This window comes from Massilia oculi, from assembly GCF_003143515.1.
Taxonomy (GTDB): Bacteria; Pseudomonadota; Gammaproteobacteria; order Burkholderiales; family Burkholderiaceae_D; genus Telluria; species Telluria oculi.
On sequence record NZ_CP029343.1, the window covers coordinates 4,296,501 to 4,313,411 of the forward strand.

Below are 16,911 nucleotides of genomic sequence, written 5' to 3' on the forward strand. Positions count from 1 at the left end.
CTCAGGCGGCCTTGCGCCGGTGCACCGTGACCGGCACGTCGCGCGGACGCGGCTCGGGCAGCAGGGAAGCGAGGGTGTGGCGGTCGAGTTCGGCCAGATAGGCGGCGGTGGCATTGCCCAGGACGCCCTTCAGGCCGCAAGCCTTGACCAGGCCGCAGGGCGCGCCATTGGGGTCGAAGCACTCGGCCATGTAGAAGTCGCTTTCGCTCATGCGCACGATGGCGCCGACATTGATGTCCTTCGGATCGTGTGCCAGGCGGAAACCGCCGTTGCGGCCACGAATGGTTTCGATCGTGCCGTTACGTGCGAGCTCGTTCACCACCTTCATCAGGTGGTTCTTAGAAATATTGTGCAGGTCTGCGATCTCCTGGATCGTCACCAGGCGACCGGGGTTGCTGCCCAGGTGCAGCAGCGTGCGCAACGTGTAATCGGTGAAGGAGGTCAGACGCATGATCGCCCAAGTATAACGCATCCGACTCAATGCCGACCGGGGACCGGCCGGCGCAATTTTTACATGTATTAACTTGCCGGACTTGACTTGTCGTTCCAATATGAACGAACGGGTAGCGAGCCCGACGCAGCCAAACCAGGAGTACACCATGCCTACCATTCCATCCGCCGTTCATATCATCCACACCGATCCGGTGATGACCGCCGGCCTGCACGCCATCCTCGCCGACCGCCCCGAATGGCGCGTCAGCACCCACCTGGGCCAGCCTGAGGCGCGGCAGGTGGCGCGGGTGCTGGTCGCCGACTACGACACCGGCCTCGCGCTGGCGCGCCAGCCCGAGCATGCGGGCCTGCGCCGACCCAGTGTCCTGATCGTCACCCAGCTCGACAAGGAATGGGAAGTGCGCCTCGCGATGGACGCGGGCGTGCATGGCTACGTGCTGCAGTCGTGCAGCCAGGACGAGCTGCTCAGGGCGGTCGCCTCGCTGGCCCAGGGCCAGCGCTACCTGAGCGAATCGGTGACGCGCAGCGTGGCCGATAGTCTCAGCCGCGAGAACCTGACCGGCCGCGAGACCGACGTGCTGCAATTGCTGGCCGAAGGCTGCTGCAACAAATCGATCGCCCGCAAGCTGGGCATCGGCGTCGGCACCGTCAAGACCCATGTGAAAGGCGTGATGAGCAAGCTCGACGCCACCGCGCGCACCCACGCGGTGGTGGTCGCCACCCAGCGCGGCCTGATCCGTCCCGGCAGCGGCATCCGCAGCGCGTATAACTGAGCAGTCCCGCTGAGTCAGTCCCGCTGAGTCAGTCCCGGATGCGGCCGCTCCCTGGCGGCCGCTCCGGCTGGTCGGCGACATGGCGTGCGTTGACGCCGCACCAGGCCACGCCCAGCAGCAGCGCCAGCGTCACGAGGGCGGTGCCGGTGACGGTCTGGTCGTCCAGCAGGTAGGCGTTGCACAGGCGCTGCGGCAGTTCGCGGTACAGCATGCCGGCGATCGCCATCATGGCGCAGATATTGGCGACAAAGAACAGCTGGACCACCACGTGGGCCCGGCGCAGGGCGCCCGGCAAGGCGGCGCCGAGCAGCAGCAGGCTGGCGAACTTGGCGCCGGCCGCGAGCGGCTCGAACAAGGCCTGTTCCAGCGCCTGCGGGATCATCCAGTAGGTGGTAATGAAGGCGGCCGCGGTGAAGGTCGCCAGTCCATGCGCGTCCCAGCGCGCCAGTCCCGCCGGCAGGCTCAGCCAGGGCCGCAGCAGCGCGCCGCAGACCAGCAGCAGCGGCAGTTGCACCAGCATGTGGCGCAGCATCGACGCCTCGAGCGGCGCGCGGGTGGCCAGCAACATTCCCAGCAGCGCGGGGCCGCTCCAGCGCATCAGGCGCGCCATCGCCTACGTCCTTTCCATGGCTCGTGCCAGCGCGTCGTCGAGCGCCGTGCCGGGCTCCGTATAGTCGAGGATGCGCACCAGGCGCCCGTCGCGGCCGACCACGTGGAAGGCCGCATTGTGCTCGAACTCGCCCAGCGGCGCCGGCACCACGACCACGCCGAAGGCGTCGAGCAGGCGGCGCCGTTCGGATTCGACCGGTATCCCGTACAGGCGCCACACGTCCGGATCGCTGTTCATCATGCGGCCGTACCGGGTCAGCGCGCGGGCATCGTCGCGCGGATCGAAGCTGATCGTCACCAGGCGCACCTTGTCCGCCGCGCCGCGTGCGCGGATCTGCTCCTGCATCTGCTGCAGTTCGCTGCCCACCACGCGGCAGATCGACTGGCAGCGCGCATAGATGAAGGTGACCAGGGCGATGCGGCCGTCGCGGGCCAGTTCGTCGGCGAGCGGGCGCGCGGTGCCGTCGGCGCCGCTCAGGGTCGCCGGCGGCAGCCGCAGCGGACGTTCGGCCACCTCGATGCGGCGCGCGGCCTCGGTCGAGATCGCGCGAAAGCCACTGCTGCCGTGGTACAGGGCGCCGCTGCCGGCAATCAGCACGGCCAGCACGGCAAGCAGGGTTGCCCGGCTACTTGAAAGAGGCGAGTTCATCGTCGCCCTTCCACGGCGCCGTGCGATCGGCGCTGGCGCTGCGCGCATCAAGCACCAGTTTGGCGTCGACGGCTTGGGCGCGGTTGCCGAACTGGCTGCGGATATGGGTCAGCAGGGCGGCCAGTTCGGCGTCGTCCAGCTTGTCCTTGAAGGACGGCATCATGCCGTTGTAGGCGGCGCCTTTCACCGTCAGGGGGCCGGAGACGCCGTGCAGCACGATCTGCGCCAGGCGTTTCGGATCGCCCGTCACCCATTCCGATTCCGCCAGCGGAGGGAACACGCCGGCCAGGCCCAGGCCGCTGGCCTGGTGGCAGGCCACGCACTGGGCGTTGTAGATCTGTGCGCCGTCGACCCTGGCGCCCGGCGCCGGCCCCTGCAGGGTGGCCAGGGTGCGGTGGTCGCCGAAGGCGGCGTCGTCGTTGCTCTGGGTGACGTAGATATAGCCGATGCCCCAGGCCACCAGGCCGATCACCACGGCCATCAGCGGTTGCGGGAACGGGCGCTCGCCTTCGGTCGGATCCGGGTTCTCGCGGCGCTGGGCGCGTTCGTGGTCGACCTGCCGTTGCTGTTGCTCGTTCATTTGCGCTCCCGCTGCGTACCCAGGGTCTCGACCGCCGGATAGGTGTGATCCAGGCCCACCAGGTAGGCCACCAGGTCGAGCGCCTCCTGGCGCGCCACCACCACCTTGCCGGCCGGCGTATAGCCGCGCGGCAGCGTCACCACCCGGTCGCCTTCGTCCGCCTTGTCCTTGACCTCGAACAGGTAGGGATAGGCCGGCATGATCGAGCCTGCGACGTAGGCGCGCGGCTGGTACAGGTGGCCCAGATGCCAGTCGACGCTGGGCTGGCGCGCGCCGATGTTGAACAGGTCGGGCCCGGTGCGCATGGTGCCCAGCAGGTGCGGCTTGTCGTAGTGGTAGTCGGCCGCCACCGAGGCGCGGCCCCAGCCGCGCTTGTCGTCCGGCGCCTGTACGGGATCGCGCGGCTGCTGCGAGTGGCAATAGATGCAGCCGTTGGCAATGTACACCTGGCGTCCGCGCAGCTCGGCCGAGGAATAGGGCTTGAGTCCCGGCGGCGGTTCGCCGTCCTTGAGCTGCATGTGCGGCACCACCACCAGCGCCGATGTCGCCAGCGCCAGCGTCACCATCGCGCCGCCCAGCAGTTTGAGTTCGTCTTGCATGATCTTCCTTTCAGGCGGCCTCGGGTACCGTCGTGGCCTTGAGCGGTTCGTTCAGCAGCGCCGCGCCCTCGCGCGCCACGCCGCGGCGGGTCGCCATCAGCACGAAGTGGATCGCGAACACCAGGTGGCCGAGTGCCATGATGGCGCCGCCCACCGAGCGGCTCTTGAGCCAGGGGATGGTCACGCCCACCGAATCCATGAACGGCTTCGCCGCGTCCAGCATGGCCAGGCCCTGCAGCCAGCCGCCGATCGACAGGCCGACGAAATAGATGCCAAAACCGACCACCACCAGCCAGAAGTGCATCGAGATCAGGTTCGGATACGGCCACTCCCAGTCCATCACGCGCGGCATCACGAAGTACACCGCGCCGAACATCACGAGGGTGAAGAAGCCGTACAGGCCGAGGTGGGCGTGGGCCACCGTGAAGTGGGTGAAGTGCGCCACCGTGTTCACGCTGCGCAGCGCTTCGATCGAACCCTGGATGGAACTCAGGGTGTACATCATCCCGCCCAGCACGATGAAGCGCAGCGTGGGCGAATCCCACAGGCGCCTGAAGTGGCCCTTCATGGTCAGGTGCTGGTTGATCGAGAACGCCAGCACCGGCACGATCATCATCACGCTCTGCACGATCGACAGCGTGATCAGCCAGCCCGGCACCGGGCCGCCGATCAGGTGGTGGCCGCCGACCTGGCCGTAGAAGAAGGCCAGCGACCAGAAGCCTACCAGCGACAGGTTGTACGACTGGATCGGGCGGCCGATGATCTTCGGCAGGAAGTAATACACGCAGGCCAGCGCCATCGGCGTGTAGAACAGGCCCAGTACGTTGTGCCCGAACCACCAGTTCATGGCCGCCTGCTGCACGCCGAAGTGCATCGCCGGCAGGTTACCGACCAGGAACAGGGTGGGGAACCAGAACAGCGCCGCGCCCATGTACCAGACCGACACGTACAGGTGGCGCACGGTGCGCGCCTGCAGCGTGTAGACCAGCGGCAGGCCGACCAGGGCGCCGCCGACCACGAACAGGATGTCGACCTGCCACGGGATCTCGAGCCACTCCATGCCGTCGGACAGGCCTACCGCGATGCAGCCCAGGCCCGCGATCAGGCCCGCATTCCACACCATGGCGCCGGCGATCGCGTAGCGCGCGCCGACCAGCGGCGTCTTGAGCAGGCGTGGCAGCAGCCACATCGCCAGCCCCAGCGCCGCCATCGGCGCCCAGCCATAGGCCACCGCGTTCAGGTGGATGGTGCGCATGCGCCCGAAGGTGAGCCAGGCCTGGTTGACCAGCAGGTCGGGCTCGTGCAATTTGATGGAGCTGAGCAGGCCTGCGGCAGTCGCCACCAGCAGCCACACGACGGCGCAGGCCAGGAACAGGAAGGTCACGAGCGAGCTGGAACGGTCGGCTTCGACCCGCGCCTGCAATTCCGCGTTCAACTGCCGCGCCTCGTCCTCGGTAAGGGGCGGCGCGGCGTCGTGCGCGGCCTGGGCGGCGGCTTGTCCCGGCGTGGCGGCGGGGTCGTCGCTGCGGCCGATCTCGCCTTCCGAGAAGATGGTGCGGGCCGCGGCGGGGCTGGCCTCGAACAGGCGGTTGCGCAGCGACCAGATGAAGATCGCCAATCCCGTCACCGAAAGGATGAACGAGGACAGCAGGATGGTCATGGTATTCATGGCGGGTCCGGGCGAAGGAAGGTCGGCCCTGGCGGGAATGCGCAGGCCTTTGAAAAGATGCTTCAAAGATACGAAATAGGAACGGGGCGCGGCAATACGCCTTTGGGTAGAGCGGCGCGCGCCGCCCCCGTGTGCCCTGGATTAAGGGAGAGGCGCGTCCATCGCCTGCGCCACCCGCCGCGCCAGTTCTTCGGCCTGGGCGGCGCTGGCGACGTTGGCGAAGTTCAGCAGGAGCGCGCTGCGCGTGGGCGTGCCGGCATGGAAATCGGCCAGCGCCAGCGGCGCCAGGCCGTGCTCGCGCAGGCGCGCGGCGAGCAGGCGGTCGGCGCCCGGCGCGACTGCGGCCACCAGGTGCAGGCCGCCGGCCTGGGGCAGGATCGTGGCGCGCGCGCCGAACGCCGGGGCCAGCGCGCGCGCCGTGAGCTCGCAACGCTCGCCGTACAGGCGGCGCATGGCCTGGACGTGGCGCACGAAATGGCCGTCCTGCATGAACTCGCACAGGATGGACTGGGTGAGCGCCGGGCAGCCGTTGCCGAGCAGGCTGGCGGCGTCCTCGAAGCGCTCCACCAGCTCCGGCGGCACCACCACATAGGACAGGCGCAGCCCCGGGAACATCACCTTGCTGAAGCTGCCGCTATAGATCACGCGGCCGGCGCGGTCCATGCTGGCCAGGGCCGGCAGCGGACGCCCGCTGTGGCGGAACTCGCCGTCGTAGTCGTCCTCGACGATCCAGGCATCGTGGGCGCCGGCCCAGTCCAGGAGCGCCTGGCGCCGCGCCGGCGGCATGCTGACCGTGAGCGGGCATTGGTGGCCCGGGGTGACCACCGCCATGCGCGCGCCAGGCGCCAGCAGCGCGGCGCGCGCCACGTCCAGGCCGTGCTCGTCGACCGGGGCCGGACGCGGCACGTAGCCCAGGCCCGCCAGCAGGTGGCGGGTGGGCGGAAAGCCCGGCTCCTCGGCCCACACCATGTCGCCCGGCGTGAGCAGGGCGTGCGTGACCAGGCCCAAGGCCTCGCGGTAGCCGGCGCTGACGAATACCTGGCACGGCATGCAGTCGATCCCGCGCGCGAGCTTGAGGTAGCTGGCGATCGCGGTGCGCAGGGCGGGCGCGCCGAAGCTCGATTCCTTCAGCAGGTTGCGCGTCTGCAGCGAACGCGCGGTGCGCGCGGCCATGCGCGCCCACACCTTGCGCGGAAAGGCGTCCAGCGCCGGCAATCCCATCTGGAACGGCAGCGGCGCGACGGCGCCGCCGACGTCCAGCGGCAGCGGGCGGGCGCGCGGCGCCACCTTGGCGCGCGCCGGCGGCCCATGCGGCGCGCTGCGGCGCGCGACCACCGAGCCGGCCGCGCCGCGCACCTCCAGGTAGCCTTCGGCCGACAGTAGCGCGTAGGCGGCGGCCACGGTGCCGCGCGCCAGCCCGAGTTCCTCGGCCAGCACGCGGGTCGCGGGGATGCGGTCGCCGGCCTTCAGCACGCCGGTGTCGACCGCTTCGCGCACGCGGGCGTGGATCTGGCGGTACAGCGGAACAGGGCTGCTGGTGTCGAATCTCAGGTAGTCGCTGACGGACAGGTCTTGCATGTGCTTGCGTATCCTCCTTTGGTCGATTATGCACTTGGACTTATCGTCACGGAAGCGATGACTGGGCCAAGAACGGTTTGGCTCAGCGTCAAATGCAGATCTTGGTCCAGGACGCGGGTAGCGCCCCATGCGACTTCGCATCGGCGCCGCGATGGACCCAGCCATTGGCCCGATCTTGGCTCTTTATCCAGCGCGCGTTCGGCGCGACGATGGCAGTCCCTCATCCATGATGGAGCAGCCATGCAGATTTCTTCCAGCCTGTCGTCGGCGCTGTCGTCGTCGCTGTCGTCGGCGATGCCCCGCGTCGCGGGTGCGAAGCCGTCGGCCAGCCAGGTCCCGTTCGCGATCGCCCGGGCGCGCGCCGACTCGGCCGAAGACCGGCGCCGCCTCGAAGAGAACGCGGCGCGCCATGCCGATGCGATCGCCGGTTTCGCCGCCAAGGGCATGACCCTGACCCAGGGGTCGTACACCATGCTGTACAAGCAGGAGGCGGCGAAGTCGATCGATACCGACGGCGACGGCATCATCGGCATCGACGAACTGGCGAGCGGGCTTGGCGGCAATGAAAGCATGGAGCGCGCCAGGCAGCTTCATTCCTTGCTCGACGTCGATGGTGACGGCCGTATCGGGCTGGACGAATTCGGCGACAGCGTGCGCGACCCGTTCCGCGACGCGGATTTTCGCCGCCAGCTCGAACAGCGCGGCGCCATGGACCCGGCCGCGATCGGCGCGCTGCACCGGCGCCAAGCGGCGCAGTACGACGCCGCGGCGGTGCTGGGGGCGATGGCGCGCGCGATCGATACCGCGGCATGATCAATGGTGCCCCCAAGCCGCGTCATGCAGGAGAACGACAGTGAACACAGGTTGGCGCATCGGACCATGCGTGCTGTTTCCGCGCCGGCGCCGGCTGGAAGCCGGTGGGCGCGAAGTGGCGCTGGGCTCGCGCGCCTTCGACCTGCTGGTGTGCCTGATACGGCGCGCCGGCGAGGTGGTGGGCAAGGATGAACTGCTGCGCCAGGTGTGGCCGGGCCTGGTGGTGGAAGAAGCGAACGTGCGCGTGCACGTCTCGAACCTGCGCAAGGCGCTGGGCGCGGTGGCGCCCGATGCCGGCGCCTGGATCGTCAACGTGCCGCTGCGCGGCTATATGTTCCGCGGTCCGATCGAACGGATTTTGACCTCAGATCAGGCCGAGGGTCAGGGCCTTGAGGGTGGCGGCGGCGCGGGTCGAGCAATCGAGCTTGCGGAAGATGCTCTCGACGTGGGTGCGCACGGTGCTGGGGCTGATGCGCATGGCGCGCGCGGCCTCCTTGTTGCTCTCTCCGAGGCTGATGCGCTGCAAGACCTCGGCTTCGCGCGCCGACAGCGTGGCGCGCACCGGCGCGCCGGCGGCGCCGTTCGCGCCATTCGAACCATTGCCTGGCGCCGCGTGAACGCCGGTCGCCGCGGCCAGCACGGCGTCCACCGTGGCGCGGTCGAAGCGGCCGCCCGTCACCTGGGCCTCGAGCAGGGCGCGGGCCGCCTCCGGCTCGTGGGCCGCGCGCCATGGCCGCGGCGAGCGCAGCGCCGCCCAGGCGGCGGCCGCGCCCAGCAGGCGCTGCGGCGCCCCGAGGGCGCCCGCGTCCAGGCTGCGGAAATACCCGCTGCCGTCGAGCCGCTCGTAGACGTGCGAAGCCAGTTGCGCATCCGGCCCCAGGCCGTCGATGCGGCTGCCGGCGCGCGCGGTCCAGTAGGGCACCAGGCGCACCGCTTCCCAGTCGGCGGCGCCCAATCTGCCGTTGCGTTCCCATACCGTGTTGGTCACCGCCGCGCGCCCGATCCCGTGCAGCAGGGCCGCCCTTGCCAGGGCGCGCTGCTGCGCATCAGGCAGGCCCGCCAGCCGCGCCGCTTCCTGCGCCAGCAGCGCGACGCGGCGCGAATAGCCGGCCAGCCAGGGCAGTTTCAGTTCGATCATGTCGGCCACCAGGGTGAGCGGCACGGATACCGGAAGAAAATCCGGTGGCGGCGATGGCGTTTCGGCGGCCTCCAGCTCGTCGAGCCAGGCGCGCGCGTGCGGCGCCACGAGCGCCACCAGGCGCGCCGGATACTTGACGTCGCCCAGCTGCGCGATCATCTCCAGCGCGCGCTCGATGCCATGCACGCGCGCCAGGATCTCGAGATCTCCGCCAAGCACCGCGTGGTACACCACGGTTGGCACTTCGTCGCCGCGCAGGTGGAGCGGGAGGCCGCTGCCGTCATAATGCTCCCACACGTGGCGCAAGCCGCTTTCGACCGCGGCCGGCAATCCCATCATGGCGGCGATGTCGCCCGCGACTTCGCAGTGGACTTCGGCCAGCTCGGTGGTGTCGCGCAGGCGCGCCGTCTGCTGGGCATTGAGGGTGCGGCTCACCAGCGCATGGCGCGCGCCGACGTCGTCGCCCATCATCGCGGCGAAGCCGGCCGCGTTGGCGGTGCAGCCCGACCAGCGCAGCAGCGCCACCATGCGCGCATGCCCGCACGCCGCGGCATTGGCGCCGGCCGCGGCGGCCACGCGCGCCGCCAGGCGCGCGGCGCGTTCCGAACCGTCGATCGGCTGGCCCATGCTCAGGTCGCCGACGATGGCGAGCAGTCCCATCGCCTGGGACAGGGTGGCGGTGTCGTGGCCGTGCAGGCAGGCCGCGGGAAGCGACAGTGAAGAAGAAGTTTCGCGCGCGGCCGTGTCCATCGATCGTCGTTTACATGCCCGGGGCGGGATGCACCGGGATCTGGTTGCGCAGACTCAGGTTGATGACGTTCCAACCACGAATCGCTGCGATAGTATAGCCAAGTTCGGCGATCTCGTTCTCGCTGAAATGCTCGCGCAGGGCAGGCCATGCGGCGTCGGTATCGTCGCGGTGCGGCAGCGCATTGACGGCGTCGGCCCAGGCCAGGGCGGCGCGTTCGCGCTCGCTGAAGAACGGCGATTCGCGCCATGCGGCCAGGGAGTTCAGATGGCGTGGGTCAAGACCCTGCTTGATCAGGTCGCGCCAGTGCATGTCGATGCAGACCCCGCAGCCATTGACTTGCGAGACGCGCAGCTGCACCAGCTCGAACAGGCGTTCGCCGATCGAGCTCTGGCGGTTGGTCATCGACAGGTTGACCATGGCTTTCAGGTTGGCGGGGGCCAGGGTGAACAGGTTCAGACGTGCGGACATGATGTGTTCCTTTCAGGTGGCGAGGGCGCACTGTGCGGCCTTCTTGCCGATAAGACGAGCCAGCATGCGCGGCTGTGACATGGAACGCGCTTTTTTTTCGAGGCTCTCCCATCCGGAAGAGACGCCCTTCAGGCCCTGCCGATGTCGCATGCCGGGCTCCCTCCGATTAAAGAGGCATCGTTATTGCATCTTTAAATGCGGCTGGCTAGACTTGTTTCGGTCGATAACTGAAAGGGACATCCATGACGCAAGCAAACAAGGGAACCGCCGTCATTACCGGCGCATCGACGGGCATGGGCGCGGTGTATGCCGACCGCCTGGCGCGCCAGGGCTACGACCTGGTGCTGATCGCGCGCGACGAAGAGCGCCTGGGACGCGTGGCGAGCCTGGTGCGCGCCGCCACCGAACGCAAGGTCGAAGTGCTGGCCGCCGACCTGGTCGATCCGCAGGCGCTGCGCCGCGTCGAAGCGCTGCTGCGCGTGCGCGCCGACGTCACGCTGATGGTGAACAACGCCGGCATCGGTTCGGTCGCGCCGCTGCACGGCGACGACGTCGATGCGATGGAGCGGATGATCGCGCTGAACGTCACCGCGCCGACCCGCCTGACCTACGCGGTGGCGCCGGGCATGGCGGCGCGCGGCGCAGGCGCCATCGTCAACGTGTCGTCGATCGTCGCGATCGCGACCGAGATGATGAATGGGGTGTACGGCGCCAGCAAATCCTATGTGCTGGCGTTTACCCAGGCGCTGCAGCACGAGTTCGGCGCCAAGGGCCTGCGCATCCAGGCGGTGCTGCCAGGCGTGACCGCCACCGGTTTCTGGGACACGCTGGGCCATCCCCTGGAGCGCCTGCCGGCCGGGGTCATCATGAGCGTGGACGACCTGGTCGACGCCGCGCTGGCGGGCCTGGCGCAGGGCGAGCGGGTCACCATCCCGGGCCTGCATGATGGAGAAAAATGGACTGCCCACGATGCGGCGCGGCGCGAGCTGGCAGGGCTGTTCGGCAATGCCGCGCCGGCGCCACGCTACGCCGTGCCGGCGCGGCAGGCCGCCTGAAGGTTCAGGCCAAGCCCGCCAGCTTCGCGTTGCGCTCGCGTTCGAGCTTGGTGATGTAGCGCTGCACCGCGGCCAGGCCGCCGCGCGAGATGTCGACGAACTGGCAGCCCAGGCGGCGGCTGGTCTTGTGGTTCAGGAGGGTGAGGTCGAGCGAGTTGCGGATTTCGAGCGAGGTCGCGATCGGACCGATCTCGGGCAGCTCGATGCGGCAACCCTCGATCACGCGGCCGATGCTGGCGCCCAGCTGCAGCTTGTTGTCGAGCAGGGCGATGCCGCCGACGCTGATGTCGTGCAGCGGGAACACGCCCATGCCGCCGCCGGCGTCGATCGGCACCGGGATCAGCGCGCGCACGGGATTGCTCACCGGCGTCGGCATGCGGTAGTACTCGCGCCGCTGCAGGCGGATCAGGGTGGGCGGGATGTCGGCGCGCAGCGCAGGCTCGCCGCGCCAGGTGGTGGGGCCCAGGCCGTCGGCGCCGAACAGGATGCGGATCTTGTCGAGCGAAGTTTCGCACTTGACGCGGCCGGCGGCCACGATGCGCTCGTTCTGGGCGCGGTCGACCGAGCGGTCGAGCACCACGGTGCCGCTGTCCTCGTCGACCGCCAGGATCGAGGTCACGCAGACATCGGCCTCGCCCTTGATCAGCATGCGAATCAGCTGGTTCTTTTCTCCGATCTGGCGCAGCAGCGCCACGATCTCGCGGCGCGATCCGACTTCGTAGTCGTGCCAGTCTTCCAGTTCTGCTTCAATCATCGCTTGCATCTGTCCTTGCCGCTAATTCCGTTGGGAGGTGGGGCGTCGGATCGGGCGCGGGAGGCAACAGCCCACCATGTTGTCGAGCCGACTCTATATGATATAGCCATGCCAACAGTTCCGCAATTGCCCGATACAGGGCCGGCGGAATCTCGCGGTCGAGATCGACCTGCATCAGCAGCGACACCAGCTCCTTCGATTCGTGCACGAATACCCCGGCGTCCTGGGCGCGCCGGATGATCTGTTCGGCCACCATGCCGGACCCCTTGGCCACCACGGTCGGGGCGCGCTCGCCGGCGCCATAGGCCAGCGCCACGGCGTTCTGGCGCCGCTTGTCGGCCGGATCAGTCATCGCCCGCGTCCTTCGAATCCGGCTTGCCGGCACGCGCGCGCGCATCGAAGCCGGCCAGCGGCGTGCCCACCGCGTCGAGCGCCCCGGCCAGTTGCGGCATGTGTTCGCGCAGCAGGCCGGCGGTGGCGTCGTCGGCCGCCGCGAACTGCACCTGCAGGGCGCCGTTCACCATGCGCAGCTGCGCCTCGAGTTCGCCCAGCTGGGCAAAGCGCAGGCGCAGGCGCGAGTGCCAGATCGCCTGTTCTCCCTCGCCATCCTTGCCGCCATGGGCCTCGCGCTGCACGTCCCATTCCATCGGCTGGCCCGGCCACAGCTGGCCTTTCCAGGCCAGGTGCGATTGTTCCTGGGCCGCCAGCTGCATACTGATGAACTGGGCGGTGGCGGGATCCTGCGGATTGGGGCGCACGCCGCCCTGCGCGGCCTGCTGCTGCGGCTCACCGGCCAGTTCGGACAGCGGCAGGGCGCCGCGCGCCCATTCCGCCACGTGCGATTCGTAGAACAGGCCGCTCTTGCCGAAGGCCTGCTGCAGGCCGGCGGCAAGCAGAGCCGGATCGGCCCCGGGACCGCCCACCAGCGGCGCGCGGCCGACGATGGCGGACAGCTGGCTGTCGGCCTTCTGGGCCGCGGCCAGTACGCCGGCCAGGGCCTGGGCGGTGGGACTGAGGGTGGTGTTCTTCGCTTCGGTGCCGCCGGCGAAGACTTGCGCACCGAGCGCGGCGCTTGAGGCGAGCAGGGCGCCGGCGCGGCCGACGGCGGCGCCTTCGCGGTACGACAGCGGCGCATGGGCGCCATCGGCATCGTCCTGCGGCGCGGGGCCGGCTTCGGCGAAGGCCGTCGTCGTTTGCGAACCGACCTGGAAGGTGGGACGAGGATGCAGGCCCACCAGGGTCATCGGCACGTCGGCGCCGACCTGGGCGCCGGGCGGCAGCTGCATGCGGGCCTGGGTGTCGGCGAACCGGACGACGAAAGTGCCGTCGGTCAGGCGGGCCTGGATGGCGCCGTGGATGGCCTTGCCCAGCAAGGGCGCCATCTCGCGCGCAAAGGCTTGCTGGCGCGGATCGGCGGCCTGCTCGGCCGGCCGCGCCGGAGTGACGGGCGCGACGCTGCCGACGAGTTCACGCGGCAGCATCGCTCCCTCCCATCACGATCAGACGCCGTAGGCGCGCACGACGCGGCGTTCGGTCGAGGTGCTCTTCATCAGCGACGACAGGTGCGCCATCCATGGCGTGGTGAGGTCGCGGATCTGGCGGTCGAAGTCGAGCATGCGGCGGATCGCGTCGACCTTGCGCAGGCGTTCCTGGCCACCCAGCGGCGCGCCGCCTTCATTCGCCTTCAGGCGATTCGCATGGCGCGCGCATTCCTGCTCCAGCTCGGCCAGGCGGTCCCACTCGTTGGCGCTGGCCGCATCCAGCATGCGCTCGGTGATGCCGACCATGGTTTCGTAGGTGGTCACGACTTCCTTTCCGCTCATCGTCATTGTCGTCATCTTCCTCAAACGCTCATCAGGGTGGGGGCTTTCTGGATCGCCGGCGGCATCGGCTCGGGCGCTTCCTGCTGCTCGCCGATCTGGACCCAGGCGCCGCGCAGGTCGGCCATCAGGCCGTGGACTTCCTCGACGATCGCCGCGTCGTTCTTGATGTTCGCTTCCAGCAGGCGGCGGCTCATGTAGTCGTACAGCGCGTCCAGGTTCTGGGCGATCTCGCCGCCGGCCTTCTTGTCGAGCGAAGCGCGCAGGCCGTTGTCGATGATCGTGATCGCCTTCGAGATCGAGGCGCCCTTGATGGCGATGTTCGACGACCTGATGCCGTTGATGGCGCTGAGCAGGGCGACGATCACGCCGTCGTACAGCATCACCACCAGCTTGTGCGGCGACGCGGCGGCGACGCCGGTTTCCAGGCCAACCGTGGCATAGGCGCCCACACCGCGTTTAGGGGTTCCAAACATGTGATTCTCCAGTAATGCTTAATTAACCGTAGTTGGTCGACAGGGCGGCCAGCTGCTGGGTGAGATAGTTAGAAGTCGATTGCATCGAGGACAGCATGGCGTCGAGCGCGACGAACTGTGCGCGGTAGCGTTTTTCCATGCTTTCCAGGCGCACCTCGAAGCGTGCACGCTGCGCGGCGACCGACTTGATCGAGGCGTCCAGGCCGTCGGTCTTGCTCTTGAGCAGACTGTCCTTGCCGATGAAGCCGGCCGCCAGGTTGGTCAGCTGGTAGGCGAAGCCTTGCGAGAAGGTGACCGTGCCGCGATCGCCGACCAGGCCGCCGGTGATCGACACCTGGATGCCTTCGGCCGCCGAGCCGGCGGCCGCGGTCAGCGACTGGCCGTTGCCGGTGGCGGCCACGCCGCCGATGGTGCCTTCGACGTCGGTGCCCTTGGTCGGCGTGGCGCCGCCGAAGATGCTGTCGACCGAGCTGCCGCTGACGCCGGCGATCGAGATGTTCGACACCTCGCCATACTTGCTCGACGACAGCGTCAGCTTGCCGTCCTCGCCAATCTCGGACTCGACCGTGTCGCCGGCGCCGGCGAAGGTGGAGTTGCCGTTGATCGCCGAGCGGATCAGCGCCGCCAGGTCGTCGTTGCTGTAGGTGCCGGCCTGGAGCTTGATCTCCTGCGTCTTGCTTTCGGTGACCGGATCGGTCTGGTTCAGCGTCACGCGCCAGACGGTATTCGGGGCGATCGTGGTCGAGCCGCTGAGCGCCGCGCTGCTGACCAGGTTGCCCCGGGTGGCCAGGCTGGTGATGTTGATTGCATATGTACCCGCTTTCGTGGCGGAGCTCGACTGGTCGAATTTGATCAGATTGTCTGTGGTCGAGCCCATCGCGGCGAACAGGCCTCCAAAGTCGGTCGCGTTTTCGCTGATCGCCTTGTTGAGTTTGGTCGAATCGACTTTCAGTGTGCCGTCCTGCTGGAAACCAATGCCGATCTGGCTCAACGAGTTCAGCTTGCCGCCTGTGCCTTCCATGACAGCGCTGATCTGACGGCGAAGCTGGCTTTGAATCGAGCGCACACTGGCGTCACCCTGCAGGATGGCTCCCTTGCCGGTCTCGGTGTTGAACGAGGTGAGGCTGCCGATCGTCTTGTTGAGCTCGTTATAGGCCTTGACGAAGTCATTGACCGCGGTGCTGATTGCTGCCGTGTCCTTGGACACGGTGAGCGTCGCGCTGCCGATTGCGGTCACGTCCAGCGTCACGCCCTGGATCGCTTCCGAGACGCTCGTACTGTCGCTCTTGATCTCGATGCCGTTCATGTTCAGCTTGGTGCTCTGGGCGCCGGCCGTCTGCGTCATGCCCTGCACGCCGGCCGGATCGTAGCCGAGCATCGCGGCGATGGTCGGATCGCCGGGCGCGCCATCTTCGCCGCCGACGGTGATCTTCATCGTCGTCGCTTCGCCGGTCTTGTTGGAGGTCAGCACCAGGTGATAGGGCTTGCTGCTGCCGTCCGACACGATGGTGGCGGTCACGCCCATGTCCGCCTTGTTGATGGCGTCGCGAATGCCCTGCAGCGACTGGTCGCCGGCCCCAAGCGTGATGGTCTTGCTGTTGATGGCGCCGTTCAGCGAAAAGCCGGAATCCATATGGGTGCCGATGCTGCCGGCAGTGAAACCGGCGGCGGCCGGATTGGTTCCGCCGACCACGATCTGGTTGCCGTCGTTCGAGCGCAGCGTCACGCCGGCGGTCGCCGTGCTGGTCGAGCCGGTATTCGCGGCGGTGTCGGCGCGCCCGATGCCGCCGCGCACGGTGCCGGTGACGGTTTCGGTCACGTCGATGGTCGAACCGTCGGCGGCGCTGAACTGCAGCGTGCCGTCGGCGGCGCTGCCGGTGACGGTGATGTTGGCGGCGGCCAGCGCGTTGCGGGTGTTGGTGCTGGCCAGTGCGGTGTCGAGGGCAGCGCCCGTCAGCGGTGCGCTGCCCGGGGTCAGGTTGGCCAGCTGCACGCCGCCCACCGAAAGCGCATAGCTCGAGCCCGCATCGACGCCGACCTGGCCGAAATTCTCGAACAGGCCGGCGGCGGTGGTGGTGGCGCCAGCGGTGGCGACCACGCCGGTCTTGTCGGATTGCGCATTGATGGCCTCGGCCAGGGCGCGGGCGCTGCGCGTGGTCGGGCCGGTGCCGATGGAGATGCCGTTCAGGCTCAGCGAACCGTTGCCGATACCGCTGGATGCGGCGGCCAGGCCCAGCGAACTGCCAGTGGCGCCAAAGGTGCCGCCGGTGACGGTGCCGAACTGGAAGGTCAGGGTGGTCGGTGCGCCGGCGCCGATGGTCGACGAGGTGCTGGCGTAGCCGTTGGTCTTCAGGCTCTGGGCCTGCGCCAGCTGGGTCACGTTGATCTTGTACTTGCCCGGCGCAGCACCGCTGCCGGCAGTGCCGCTCAGTACATCCTTGTTGCTGGCGGAAGCGCTAAGACCCTGGAAGGTGGCAGGGGCATTCAACTTCGTCAGTGCGCTTTGAAAGGTGCCGACGGCAGCGCTGACTTGAGACAGCGCAACGCTACGTGCCTGGAAGGCGGCCGTCTTTTTATCATAGGCGGCAAGCGGCGCGGATTCAGCCTGCATCAATTGGCTGACGATGCTGTTGATGTCGAGTGAGGTTGAACTGACGGCCACTTGTTTCTCCCGTGAAAGCGATATCGTAAGTGATTATCGACAGAAACAAACGGGACTTAAGAGC

General features: G+C 68.4%; 18 protein-coding genes and 1 pseudogene. 4 read left to right on the top strand and 15 right to left on the bottom strand.

The genetic code is table 11. The annotated features are described in order from the left end of the window. Position 1 precedes the first annotated feature (1 nt). Positions 2 to 451 (bottom strand): RrF2 family transcriptional regulator, encoded by a 450-nt coding sequence (locus tag DIR46_RS19415; RefSeq protein WP_109348079.1) that lies wholly within the window; start codon positions 449 to 451, stop codon positions 2 to 4. A gap of 148 nt (positions 452 to 599) precedes the next feature. Between DIR46_RS19415 and DIR46_RS19420 the strand changes: the two genes are divergently transcribed. After that, entirely contained in the window at positions 600 to 1,226 is a 627-nt protein-coding gene (locus DIR46_RS19420) for a response regulator transcription factor (protein WP_109346705.1), read from the top strand. Positions 1,227 to 1,254: 28 nt separating this feature from the next. Here the strand turns inward: DIR46_RS19420 and DIR46_RS19425 are convergent, their stop codons facing one another. The 6 genes from DIR46_RS19425 to pdxR all read right to left on the bottom strand — a co-directional run bounded on the left by DIR46_RS19425 (position 1,255) and on the right by pdxR (position 6,910). After that, entirely contained in the window at positions 1,255 to 1,836 is a 582-nt protein-coding gene (locus DIR46_RS19425) for a hypothetical protein (RefSeq protein WP_109346706.1), read from the bottom strand. A gap of 3 nt (positions 1,837 to 1,839) precedes the next feature. Continuing rightward, positions 1,840 to 2,484 (bottom strand): SCO family protein, encoded by a 645-nt coding sequence (locus DIR46_RS19430; protein ID WP_109346707.1) that lies wholly within the window; start codon positions 2,482 to 2,484, stop codon positions 1,840 to 1,842. Beyond that, entirely contained in the window at positions 2,462 to 3,064 is a 603-nt protein-coding gene (locus DIR46_RS19435; RefSeq protein WP_109346708.1) for a c-type cytochrome, read from the bottom strand. The genes DIR46_RS19430 and DIR46_RS19435 overlap by 23 nt, the downstream gene beginning before the upstream one ends. Beyond that, on the bottom strand, positions 3,061 to 3,663 hold the full coding sequence (locus tag DIR46_RS19440; RefSeq protein WP_109346709.1) for a cbb3-type cytochrome c oxidase subunit II: 603 nt from the start codon (positions 3,661 to 3,663) through the stop codon (positions 3,061 to 3,063). The genes DIR46_RS19435 and DIR46_RS19440 overlap by 4 nt, the downstream gene beginning before the upstream one ends. A gap of 10 nt (positions 3,664 to 3,673) precedes the next feature. Beyond that, entirely contained in the window at positions 3,674 to 5,332 is a 1,659-nt protein-coding gene (locus DIR46_RS19445) for a cbb3-type cytochrome c oxidase subunit I (RefSeq protein WP_109346710.1), read from the bottom strand. 141 nt (positions 5,333 to 5,473) lie between these two features. Beyond that, positions 5,474 to 6,910, bottom strand: a complete 1,437-nt coding sequence (gene pdxR / locus DIR46_RS19450; protein ID WP_109346711.1) for a MocR-like pyridoxine biosynthesis transcription factor PdxR — start codon at positions 6,908 to 6,910, stop codon at positions 5,474 to 5,476. Positions 6,911 to 7,150: 240 nt separating this feature from the next. Here pdxR and DIR46_RS27375 point away from each other — a divergent pair, with 240 nt between their 5' ends. Further along, positions 7,151 to 7,723 carry an EF-hand domain-containing protein gene (locus tag DIR46_RS27375; RefSeq protein WP_109346712.1) on the top strand — a complete coding sequence of 191 codons (573 nt, stop codon included), beginning with the start codon at positions 7,151 to 7,153 and terminating at the stop codon, positions 7,721 to 7,723. Between the two features lie 115 nt (positions 7,724 to 7,838). Continuing rightward, positions 7,839 to 8,048, top strand: a pseudogene (locus DIR46_RS27965) (winged helix-turn-helix domain-containing protein); the annotation flags it as partial. Between the two features lie 39 nt (positions 8,049 to 8,087). On the opposite strand, the gene DIR46_RS19465 reads toward DIR46_RS27965, so the two are convergent. Both DIR46_RS19465 and DIR46_RS19470 read right to left on the bottom strand, forming a co-directional pair. Next, positions 8,088 to 9,611, bottom strand: a complete 1,524-nt coding sequence (locus DIR46_RS19465) for an HD domain-containing phosphohydrolase (protein WP_109346713.1) — start codon at positions 9,609 to 9,611, stop codon at positions 8,088 to 8,090. A 10-nt stretch (positions 9,612 to 9,621) separates the two neighbouring features. Beyond that, positions 9,622 to 10,080 (bottom strand): carboxymuconolactone decarboxylase family protein, encoded by a 459-nt coding sequence (locus tag DIR46_RS19470; protein WP_109346714.1) that lies wholly within the window; start codon positions 10,078 to 10,080, stop codon positions 9,622 to 9,624. A 242-nt stretch (positions 10,081 to 10,322) separates the two neighbouring features. On the opposite strand from DIR46_RS19470, the gene DIR46_RS19475 reads away from it, so the two are divergent. Then, the gene (locus tag DIR46_RS19475) at positions 10,323 to 11,135 is read left to right on the top strand and encodes an SDR family NAD(P)-dependent oxidoreductase (protein WP_109346715.1); all 813 of its coding nucleotides are present in this window, start codon (positions 10,323 to 10,325) and stop codon (positions 11,133 to 11,135) included. A 4-nt stretch (positions 11,136 to 11,139) separates the two neighbouring features. Here DIR46_RS19475 and DIR46_RS19480 read toward each other — a convergent pair whose 3' ends face one another. From DIR46_RS19480 to fliD, 6 genes are read right to left on the bottom strand one after another with little or no spacing between them, the layout of a single operon-like run. Then, the gene (locus DIR46_RS19480) at positions 11,140 to 11,889 is read right to left on the bottom strand and encodes a flagellar brake protein (protein WP_109346716.1); all 750 of its coding nucleotides are present in this window, start codon (positions 11,887 to 11,889) and stop codon (positions 11,140 to 11,142) included. Then, positions 11,882 to 12,241, bottom strand: coding sequence for an EscU/YscU/HrcU family type III secretion system export apparatus switch protein (locus DIR46_RS19485; RefSeq protein ID WP_109346717.1), 360 nt, complete (start codon positions 12,239 to 12,241; stop codon positions 11,882 to 11,884). Before DIR46_RS19485 ends, DIR46_RS19480 begins: the two co-directional genes overlap by 8 nt. Continuing rightward, positions 12,234 to 13,370 (bottom strand): flagellar hook-length control protein FliK, encoded by a 1,137-nt coding sequence (fliK, locus tag DIR46_RS19490; RefSeq protein WP_109346718.1) that lies wholly within the window; start codon positions 13,368 to 13,370, stop codon positions 12,234 to 12,236. Before fliK ends, DIR46_RS19485 begins: the two co-directional genes overlap by 8 nt. 18 nt (positions 13,371 to 13,388) lie before the next feature. Next, complete coding sequence (locus DIR46_RS19495; protein WP_307719102.1) at positions 13,389 to 13,712, bottom strand: flagellar protein FliT; 324 nt, start codon at positions 13,710 to 13,712, stop codon at positions 13,389 to 13,391. A gap of 20 nt (positions 13,713 to 13,732) precedes the next feature. Then, positions 13,733 to 14,185, bottom strand: coding sequence for a flagellar export chaperone FliS (gene fliS, locus DIR46_RS19500; protein WP_109346720.1), 453 nt, complete (start codon positions 14,183 to 14,185; stop codon positions 13,733 to 13,735). 22 nt (positions 14,186 to 14,207) lie between these two features. Then, positions 14,208 to 16,847, bottom strand: a complete 2,640-nt coding sequence (fliD, locus tag DIR46_RS19505; protein ID WP_109346721.1) for a flagellar filament capping protein FliD — start codon at positions 16,845 to 16,847, stop codon at positions 14,208 to 14,210. Between the last annotated feature and the right edge of the window lie 64 nt (positions 16,848 to 16,911).